The organism is uncultured Tenacibaculum sp. (assembly GCF_947499065.1).
In the GTDB taxonomy this organism is placed as follows: domain Bacteria; phylum Bacteroidota; class Bacteroidia; order Flavobacteriales; family Flavobacteriaceae; genus Polaribacter.
Window position 1 is genome coordinate 418,485 of record NZ_CANMMT010000003.1, and the last position, 6,498, is coordinate 424,982.

Sequence of the window (6,498 nt, forward strand, 5' to 3'; positions counted from 1 at the left end):
GTTTCCCTTAAAGTAATAAGAAGTTTGTTTCCTCAAGAAAATTTTAATGTTAAAATCAATCAGGGAATTGAATTAAAATATTTACCACCTCATTGCCCTATTGTATTTATGTTATGATTTAAAAATTCTATTGACTAAAAAATAAAAAAAGAAAATGTGAAATAAGATAAATTCAAAAACGTAAGAGAGAAATGTAAATACGATTTTCAATATGAAATAAAAAAGGAGCATGGTTAAATGCTCCAGTGTTAATTAATACTTTAGGTTTAATTAATTCAAATTCATTTAGTTAGTTGTGGTTTTTGTTTAAACCTTACAAACATTTTTATAAAAATAAAGCCTAAATGATTTCTCGTTTGGGCTTTATTACTATTTTTAATTAATTTATTATTTATTTTTATACCAATAAGCAGTTCTACCAAAAGCGGCAAAGCCTATATATCCACGAATTTTTAACTTATTCTTATTTTCTAGTTTGATATAGCATTTATATTCTTTCCCATTTTTTGGGTCTAAAATTTTTCCGCCCGACCATTCATCACCATCTTTTTTTAATCCAGTTAAAATGTTCATTCCTAAAATAGGTGCATTTTTGCGCTTGCCTTTACATTTGTCACATACAGCTTTTTGTCTGTCTTTATCAGTAATCTCTATAATTTTAGCATAGGCTTTTCCATTTTGTTCATAAATTTCAATTACAGAATCTACTTTGTTGGTTTTTTCATCAATATTTTGCCATTTACCAAAGATAGATTGAGAAAAAATTGAAGTACTAAAAGCGATACATAAAAAGGTAAAAATTATTTTTTTCATTTTTTATAAGTTTTATAGAGAGAAAATTTCAAAAATTATTCCAATTAATCGTATTGAGCATCAAAATTGCTATCCCATTTTTGTTGAACTCGCAATACTTGTTCTATAACATCACGAGCACAACCATTTCCACCAGTTTTATCAGAAATATACTTAGATACTTGTTGGATTTCTCTAACAGCATCATTAGGGCAACAAGGCATACCAACTAATTTCATTACGGGGAAATCTGGAATGTCATCACCCATGTATAACACATTTTCTGTGTTTAAATTGTATTTTTCAACTAATTCATTGAATTGTTTTGTTTTATCATGTGCTCCTAAGTAAATATCACTAATGCCTAAATTAGCCAAACGAGTACGTACACCTTCGTTTTTACCACCAGAAATAATACAAACTCTATAGCCAGCTTTAACAGCAGCTTTTAAGGCATAACCATCTTTAATATTCATTTGACGTACTAATTGTCCATCAGGAAAAACTGTAACAATGCCATTGGTTAACACTCCATCTACATCAAAAATAAATGTATCTATTTGAGGTAATATTTCTTTATAACTTTTCTCCATTGTTTTGGATTGATTTTGTAATTAATTTATAAATTTCTTGTTGTTCAGTATTTAACAATTCTAAGTGATTTTGAATTGTATCTTGATCCTTTCTCTTAGCAGGACCAGTTTGTGCTTTTTCAGGTGATAGTTCAATAATTTTTTTTGAAGTTTCTTGAATTAAAGGAAGCAAAACTTCAAAAGGAACTTTATATTCTGTACAAATGTCAGAACCAATTTTATACATATGATTGGTAAAGTTGTTTACAAAAACAGCTGCTACGTGTAATCTTTTTCTTTGTTCTGAATTTATAGCATATATTTTTTTTCCTATGGCTGAAGCTAATTGTTCAAGTATTGGAAAATCTTCTTCATTAGATGTTTCCAAACAAAATGGTATCGTAGAAAAATCTACTTCTTTTTCTTTTGAAAAACTTTGAAGCGGGTAAAACACACCAAATCGAGAATGCTTTTTTAGTAAGTCTAAAGGAGCAGAACCAGAAGTATGTACTACCAACTGATTATTTGTTGTTAATTCAGAAGAAACTTTTCCAATGGCATCGTCAGAAACGGCTATAATATAAACATCAGCCTCATTAAGTAAGTCTAAAGAATTCGTTATGGAAGTTTGATGTTTAAAATCGATAACTTGTTCTATAGAACGCGCATATATTTGCGTTAATTCTACATTAGAAGCTTTTAAAAAAGCTTTGGCTAAATGTATTGCTACATTGCCTCCTCCAAGAATACATACACGAATCATAATAGCGAAGATATATATTTTTATGGAAGAGAAATTACTTAAAAATATTTTTTGCATATTTGTAGTATTATGATTGTTTAAGTTTTTACTTCAGACTTGTCGTATTTAACGACCCCAATTTCATCCTTAATACTTTAAGGATTATTTTTCATATCAAAAAAATAATGATGACAGAGAACAATCAAACAACCAAACAAAATATATTCTCACTTTTTAAAGACGCAGTTTTCGGGAAACAGCAAGATTTTACACAAGGAAGTATCAATAAGGCTATTTTCATGTTGGCAACTCCTATGATTCTTGAAATGATGATGGAGTCAATTTTTGCTTTAGTAGATATCATTTTTGTATCAAGAGTTAGTGTAAATGCCGTAGCAACAGTAGGGCTCACAGAGTCTGTTTTAACCTTAGTATACGCAGTAGCTATTGGATTAAGTATGGCTGCAACCGCATTGGTAGCAAGAAGAACAGGAGAAAAGGATAGTGAAGGAGCAAATCAAACAGCTGTACAGGTAATATTTTTAGGAATAGCGATTTCTATAGCAATTAGTTTTGTAGGTATACTATACCCAAAGGAAATATTAGAGTTAATGGGTGGAGAACCAGCCTTAATAGAAGAAGGGTATCGATATACACAAATAATATTAGGGGGGAACATTACTGTAATGTTACTTTTTTTAATCAATGCAATTTTTAGAGGCGCAGGAAATGCTTCTATTGCTATGTGGACATTGATTTTATCTAATGGATTGAATATTATTTTAGATCCTATTTTTATTTTCGGACTAGGTCCTATACCAGCTTATGGTGTAGAAGGGGCAGCAATTGCAACTACAACAGGTAGAGGTGTAGCTGTGGTAGCACAATTATTAATATTGTTTTTTGGAGCAGGAAAAGTAAAATTAGCATTAAAAGACTTAGTACTTAGAACTTCAGTAATGATTAATTTAGTAAAAACATCATTAGGAGGAATAGGACAATTCATTATAGGTACATCGAGTTGGGTGTTTTTAATGTGGATAATGGCAAAATTTGGAAGTGAAGTTTTAGCAGGGTATACCATTGCTATTCGTATAATGATGTTTACATTAATGCCTGCTTGGGGAATGAGTAATGCAGCAGCAACCTTAGTAGGACAAAATTTAGGAGCAAAACAACCTGATAGGGCAGAAAAATCAGTATGGATTACTAGTAGATTATGTGCTTATTTTATGGGAGCTGTGTCTCTTATTTATATCCTTTTTGCGCCTACTTTTCTAAGTTGGTTTTCAGACAGTACCGTAGTTATAGAAAATGGATCTTTATGTTTGCAAATCATGGCAGCAGGTTATATAGCTTATGCCTATGGAATGGTTGTAATACAGTCGTTTAATGGATCTGGAGATACGAAAACACCAACATTAATTAATTTTATATGCTTTTGGATGTTTCAATTGCCTTTAGCATATATATCAGCTATTGTCTTAGATTTTGGACCTAAAGGAGTGTTTTGGTCAATAACATTAGCTGAGGTACTAATTGCAGTAATAGGTATTTGGTTATTTAGAAAAGGAAAATGGAAAACAGTTCAGGTGTAAAAGCAGTTTTATACTATAGTTAAACTTGTTTATAGAAATAATAGAAAATTTATAAATCAATTGTTATAGTTGGTAACAATTAAGAAAAGAATATAGAATAAATGAAACTAGATATATTGGCATTTGGAGCACATCCAGATGATGTAGAGTTAGGCTGTGCTGCAACCATAGCAAAAGAAGTCTCTTTAGGAAAGAAAGTAGGAATTGTTGACCTAACTAGAGGAGAATTAGGTACTCGAGGTTCTGCCGAATTACGAGATATAGAAGCTGCTAAGGCTGCCGAGATTTTAGGGGTGTCTGTAAGAGAAAATTTAGGTTTTGCTGATGGGTTTTTTAGAAACGATAAAGAGCATCAGTTGAAAATTATAAAGATGATACGTAAGTACAAACCAGAAATAGTATTATGCAATGCTATTGATGATCGTCATATTGATCATCCAAAAGGAAGTCAAGTGGTATCTGATGCATGTTTTTTAAGCGGATTGTTGAAAATAGAAACTGAATTGGATGGAATGTCTCAAGAAAAATGGAGACCAAAACAAGTGTATCATTATATTCAATGGAAAAACATTGAGCCAGACTTTGTAATTGATGTATCAGGTTTCATGGATAAAAAGATAAAATCGGTGTTAGCATACTCATCTCAGTTCTTTGATCCGAAAAGTAATGAGCCAGAAACACCAATAACAAGCAAAAATTTTACAGAAAGTGTAGAGTATAGAGCAAAAGATTTAGGAAGATTAATTGGAGTCGATTTTGCAGAAGGTTATACCTCAGAACGTTACGTGGCAGTAGAAAATTTAAGTAAATTAATTTAAAAAAAAGTTTTGCAGATATGAGAAACTGTCTTATATTTGCACCCGCAAGTCACATGGTGGTTGTAGCTCAGTTGGTTAGAGCATCGGTTTGTGGTGCCGAGGGTCGTGGGTTCGAATCCCATCATCCACCCAAAAAGCTTTCTCGTTTAGAGAAAGCTTTTTTTATTTTAAAATACTAGGTAAAATAAAAATCAATGAAAAAAATAAAGCTTCTCGATTATTTTCGAGAAGCTTTATAATTTTTAAGCCATTCTTCATATTTATCTCTATGTTTAAAACGCTTATGAGACCATAAATAACATTCAGGCTGCTCTTTAATATTTTTTTCTGTAATCTTTAAATATTTATCAGTAATTTGATAATTGTCAAATTCCTTAGGGTTTTCTGTAATGAGTTCAAAATGGGTTTCAAAATACCCTCTTTTTATTTTTTTGGCTACGTAATTAACAACAACAAAATCGTATTTTTTAGCTAACATTTCTGCACCAGTATGGATAGGGACTTTAATTCCCATAAATTCTGTCCAATAGTGTGTTTTATGCACTTGAGGCGATTGGTCGCTAAGTAGTATGTATAAACCTTGAATTTTATTCATGTAATTTTTATGTATGGCTTTTACAGTTTCTGAGGTCTTAAAGCCTGTAACGCCAAATTTCATTCGAGATTCTTTTACTTTTTTCTCAAAATATTTATTTCCTAATTTGGTATATGCTCCAATAACATTTATATTAAGAGCAAGAGGTAGGTTAATAGACCATTCCCAATTAGCTTGATGCGCACCAACTAAAGCAATGCTTTTCCCTTTCGCTGCAATTTCATTTATCAGTTCGGGATTTTTGTATTTGTAACGTTTCAATATCTCTTTTTCACTAATAGTAAAAGCTTTTATACTCTCAAAAATTAAATCGACAAAGTGTTTGAAGAATTTTTTAGATATTTTTTTTACTTCAGAATCACTCTTTTCTGGAAAGGCCATTTTAATGTTTGCTTCAACAACTTTTTTTCTATAACCAACTAGGTAGTATAGAATAAGGAAGAAGATGTCTGAGAAAAAATATAAAATTCTCATTGGTAGTCTTGAAATCAACCAAACTATAGGGTAAACAATAGTAAATAGTAGTAATTGCATGTTTTAAATTTAAAACGCAAATATCGCATTAAAATATCAATCTACTACTTTATTAACTTTTGATTATGTTTGTTGATATTTAAAGAAAGTTATGAGTCAGATAATATTAGTATTAATAATAGCCAATGTATTAGTTTCTTATAAAGGACTTAATGATCGTCTTTTTTTTGATCGCTATAAATTTCAAGTTCAAAAAATTCTAAATGGAGAAAAAATAAGAATGATAACTTCTGGTTTTTTACATGCCGATTGGGTTCATTTAGGGTTTAACATGTATGCTTTATATCTTTTTGGTGGTTTGGTAATTGGTAATTTTTCTACAATAAATTTTGCGTTAATTTATTTTGGGAGCTTGTTGTTGGGGAGTATGTATTCTTTGTATCAGCATAAAGATGAGTTTTATTATAGTGCAGTAGGTGCGTCTGGGGCTGTTTCTGGTATTATGTTTTCTGCAATTATGTTGTATCCTAATGAAACATATAGTTTTATGTTTTTTCCTTTTATAGATTTTCCGGCTTATGCGTTAGGAGTAGGTTATTTAGTGTATTCAATTTATGGGATGAAGAAACAGTTGGGGAATATTGGTCACTCAGCGCATTTAGGTGGAGCTATAGGAGGTTATGTTTTAACGTTATTTTTGAAACCTAGCGTTGTTAGTAATAATCCAATAATGATTGGAATTATGGGGTTAATTATTTTAGTAATGTTTTTGTTTGGAGATAAGCTAAAGTTAAATGAATAAAAAAAACCGAAACAAATGTTTCGGTTTTTTTGAGCGAGAGACCGGGTTCGAACCGGCGACATTCAGCTTGGAAGGCTGACGCTCTACCAACTGAGCTACTCTCGC

Annotated in this window: 7 protein-coding genes and 2 tRNA genes; 4 read left to right on the forward strand and 5 right to left on the reverse strand. The window is 31.0% G+C overall.

The window, feature by feature from the left end; translation table 11 throughout:
• Window positions 1-387 precede the first annotated feature (387 nt).
• From Q0958_RS09630 to Q0958_RS09640, 3 genes are read right to left on the reverse strand one after another with little or no spacing between them, the layout of a single operon-like run.
• On the reverse strand, window positions 388-813 hold the full coding sequence (locus Q0958_RS09630) for a DUF2147 domain-containing protein (RefSeq protein ID WP_299122374.1): 426 nt from the start codon (window positions 811-813) through the stop codon (window positions 388-390).
• Between the two features lie 44 nt (window positions 814-857).
• Entirely contained in the window at window positions 858-1,385 is a 528-nt protein-coding gene (locus Q0958_RS09635; protein WP_150899777.1) for an HAD family hydrolase, read from the reverse strand.
• Window positions 1,369-2,184, reverse strand: a complete 816-nt coding sequence (locus Q0958_RS09640) for a Rossmann-like and DUF2520 domain-containing protein (protein WP_366140147.1) — start codon at window positions 2,182-2,184, stop codon at window positions 1,369-1,371. The genes Q0958_RS09635 and Q0958_RS09640 overlap by 17 nt, the downstream gene beginning before the upstream one ends.
• A 110-nt stretch (window positions 2,185-2,294) precedes the next feature.
• Between Q0958_RS09640 and Q0958_RS09645 the strand changes: the two genes are divergently transcribed.
• The 3 genes from Q0958_RS09645 to Q0958_RS09655 all read left to right on the forward strand — a co-directional run bounded on the left by Q0958_RS09645 (window position 2,295) and on the right by Q0958_RS09655 (window position 4,652).
• A complete protein-coding gene (locus Q0958_RS09645) occupies window positions 2,295-3,704 on the forward strand; it encodes an MATE family efflux transporter (RefSeq protein ID WP_299122401.1) in 1,410 nt (469 codons plus the stop codon).
• A 101-nt stretch (window positions 3,705-3,805) separates the two neighbouring features.
• Window positions 3,806-4,522, forward strand: a complete 717-nt coding sequence (bshB1, locus tag Q0958_RS09650) for a bacillithiol biosynthesis deacetylase BshB1 (protein ID WP_299122377.1) — start codon at window positions 3,806-3,808, stop codon at window positions 4,520-4,522.
• A 56-nt stretch (window positions 4,523-4,578) separates the two neighbouring features.
• Window positions 4,579-4,652 (forward strand) — tRNA-His (locus tag Q0958_RS09655).
• Window positions 4,653-4,739: 87 nt separating this feature from the next.
• Here Q0958_RS09655 and Q0958_RS09660 read toward each other — a convergent pair.
• Entirely contained in the window at window positions 4,740-5,651 is a 912-nt protein-coding gene (locus Q0958_RS09660) for a lipid A biosynthesis acyltransferase (RefSeq protein ID WP_299122379.1), read from the reverse strand.
• Window positions 5,652-5,742: 91 nt separating this feature from the next.
• On the opposite strand from Q0958_RS09660, the gene Q0958_RS09665 reads away from it, so the two are divergent.
• Entirely contained in the window at window positions 5,743-6,393 is a 651-nt protein-coding gene (locus tag Q0958_RS09665; RefSeq protein ID WP_299122381.1) for a rhomboid family intramembrane serine protease, read from the forward strand.
• A gap of 32 nt (window positions 6,394-6,425) precedes the next feature.
• Here the strand turns inward: Q0958_RS09665 and Q0958_RS09670 are convergent.
• Window positions 6,426-6,498 (reverse strand) — tRNA-Gly (locus Q0958_RS09670).

What these genes read in the sequence shown, in the direction of transcription:
- Q0958_RS09630 (WP_299122374.1), bottom strand. Translation starts at nt 813, where the DNA reads ATGAAAAAAATAATTTTTACCTTTTTATGTATCGCTTTTAGTACTTCA.
- Q0958_RS09635 (WP_150899777.1), bottom strand. Translation starts at nt 1,385, where the DNA reads ATGGAGAAAAGTTATAAAGAAATATTACCTCAAATAGATACATTTATT.
- Q0958_RS09640 (WP_366140147.1), bottom strand. Translation starts at nt 2,184, where the DNA reads ATGCAAAAAATATTTTTAAGTAATTTCTCTTCCATAAAAATATATATC.
- Q0958_RS09645 (WP_299122401.1), top strand. Translation starts at nt 2,295, where the DNA reads ATGACAGAGAACAATCAAACAACCAAACAAAATATATTCTCACTTTTT.
- bshB1 (WP_299122377.1), top strand. Translation starts at nt 3,806, where the DNA reads ATGAAACTAGATATATTGGCATTTGGAGCACATCCAGATGATGTAGAG.
- Q0958_RS09660 (WP_299122379.1), bottom strand. Translation starts at nt 5,651, where the DNA reads ATGCAATTACTACTATTTACTATTGTTTACCCTATAGTTTGGTTGATT.
- Q0958_RS09665 (WP_299122381.1), top strand. Translation starts at nt 5,743, where the DNA reads ATGAGTCAGATAATATTAGTATTAATAATAGCCAATGTATTAGTTTCT.